Source organism: Nioella sp., assembly GCF_964229645.1.
Classification (GTDB): Bacteria; Pseudomonadota; Alphaproteobacteria; order Rhodobacterales; family Rhodobacteraceae; genus Nioella.
In genome coordinates, this window is record NZ_CAXREX010000295.1 from 1 (window position 1) to 2120 (window position 2120).

Annotated in this window: 2 protein-coding genes; both read right to left on the reverse strand. The window is 61.7% G+C overall.

Going from position 1 to position 2120, the window contains the following annotated elements; genetic code table 11:
• Positions 1-89 precede the first annotated feature (89 nt).
• Positions 90-1142 carry a dTDP-glucose 4,6-dehydratase gene (gene rfbB / locus ACEQXV_RS18750; protein WP_370270448.1) on the reverse strand — a complete coding sequence of 351 codons (1053 nt, stop codon included), beginning with the start codon at positions 1140-1142 and terminating at the stop codon, positions 90-92.
• Positions 1139-2120: acyltransferase family protein (locus ACEQXV_RS18755; RefSeq protein WP_370270449.1), on the reverse strand; the 982-nt coding region annotated here is incomplete at its 5' end. The genes ACEQXV_RS18755 and rfbB, both read right to left, overlap by 4 nt.

The window sequence follows — 2120 nt, forward strand, 5'->3', positions numbered from 1 at the left end:
CTTAATTGCATATTCCTCGACCGAAGTTCCCGCGCATTTAGGCACATGCGCGAACTAGACAAGCTTTTCCCCAATACTCAGAATGGGCATCAGGCGCTTTTCCCCAACCGTTCACCGACCCCGTCACGCTCCTGAAGCGCACGCCACCAGTCTTCGTTCTCAAGATACCACTGGACTGTCCGGTCCAGCCCTTCCTCGACCGTCACCGAAGGCCGCCAGCCCAGTTCATCGCGGATGCGGGACGGGTCGATCGCATAGCGCGCGTCATGGCCGGGGCGGTCGGTCACAAAGGTGATCTGCTCGGCGTAGGACACACCATCCGCCCGGGGGCATTTCGCATCCAGGATCCCGCAGAGCGTCTTCACCAGGTCGAGGTTCGTGCGCTCATTCTCGCCGCCGATATTGTAGCTGCGGCCAAGCGCGCCCTTTTCGACCACCAGCAGCAGCGCGTCGGCGTGATCCTCGACGTAAAGCCAGTCGCGGATGTTCTCGCCCTTCCCGTAGATCGGCAGGGGTTTGCCCGCCAGCGCGTTCAGGATGACCACGGGGATCAGCTTTTCGGGGAAGTGGAAGGGCCCGTAATTGTTGGAACAATTGGTCAGGACCACCGGCAGCCCATAGGTCTCGTGCCAGGCGCGCACCAGGTGATCCGAGGACGCCTTGGACGCCGAATAGGGCGAACGCGGGTCATAGGCGGTGTCCTCGGTGAACATCACGCTCGGATCGGCGGGGAGGGAGCCGAAGACCTCATCGGTCGAGATATGATGGAAGCGGAACCCCTCGGGCTTGCCCTGCGCGATCCAGTAGTCCCGCGCGGCCTCGAGCATATTGTAGGTGCCCATGACGTTGGTTTCGATAAAGGCCCCCGGCCCGTCGATCGAGCGGTCCACATGGGATTCGGCGGCCAGATGCATGACCGCATCGGGCTGATGTTCGGCAAAGATGCGTTTCAGCGTGGGCAGATCGCGGATGTCGGCCTGTTCAAAGTCATAGCCCGGCTGATCCGCCACGCTCGCCACGTTGTCCAGACAAGCGGCATAGGTCAGCGCATCGAGGTTCACCACCTCGTGCCCCCGCGCCATGGCCAGCCGCACGACGGCCGACCCGATGAACCCGGCCCCGCCGGTGATGAGGAGTTTCATGAAGGCTCTCCTGTAGATCTCAGAGAGGATATCGGAAGGCGCTTGTGGCGCAGCGAAAGGAAATAGCGCTCAAAGCTGCGGAAGCTGATCTCGGCCAGGACCCAGGACAGCGCGAGGTAAAGGCCGATATGCACGAAACCGTCACCGGGCTGGCCTAGGAAAGACAGGCTCTCGGTTGCGACGTGAAGCGCCAGCAGATGCAGCAGATAGACGCCATAGCTGACCTCTCCGATCCGGGCGATCGGGCGGAAGCGCAGCAGCGGCATGGCGATATGGTCCTCGCGCATGACAAGGGCCCCAAGGATCAGTGCCATGGTCACATGCAGCGCAAATTGCGGCCAGCCCGCTAGGTTTTTGGGCAGGATCAGCAGCAGGGTGACAAGAAGCGCAACCAACGGCAGCACCGACCATGTCCGCCCCAGCCAGGGAGTAAGCCGGTCAAATCCGATGCGCGAATGCAGCACGATGGCCAGGCCAGAGCCCAGAAGAATGGCGGCATAGCCGGCCTGGATCGCGATTTTCAGATGCTCGAACCTTGGCGCAGGAATGCCGAATACATCCAGGACACCAGCCATGATGACCACGACTAACGCCCCGACGGCAGGCAACAGCAGCCTGCCAGGCAGCAGAACGACCAGAAGCGGCCAGAGCATGTAATATTGCTCTTCCACCGACAGAGACCACATCGGCCCGAGGTTGGCGATATCGCCGGTCAGGAAGTTGGCCAGGAAAACGTAGTAATAGGGCCAGATGTCCCGCGCCAGGGGGTCAGCCTTGATGCCGGCGAAGACCACCACCATCGCCGTCACCACCAGCAGGTAAAGCGGCAGGATCCTCAGGGCCCGGCGCCAGTAGACGCCGCGCAGGGAAATGCGCCCCGTACGCTCCTTTTCCCGCACCAGGAGCGAGGTGATCAGAAACCCGCTGAGCACAAAGAAGAAATCCACGCCGAGGAATCCCCGACTGAGGAACAGGTAT

Coding starts and splice junctions, on each gene's coding strand:
- rfbB (WP_370270448.1), bottom strand. CDS start 1,142: ATGAAACTCCTCATCACCGGCGGGGCCGGGTTCATCGGGTCGGCCGTC.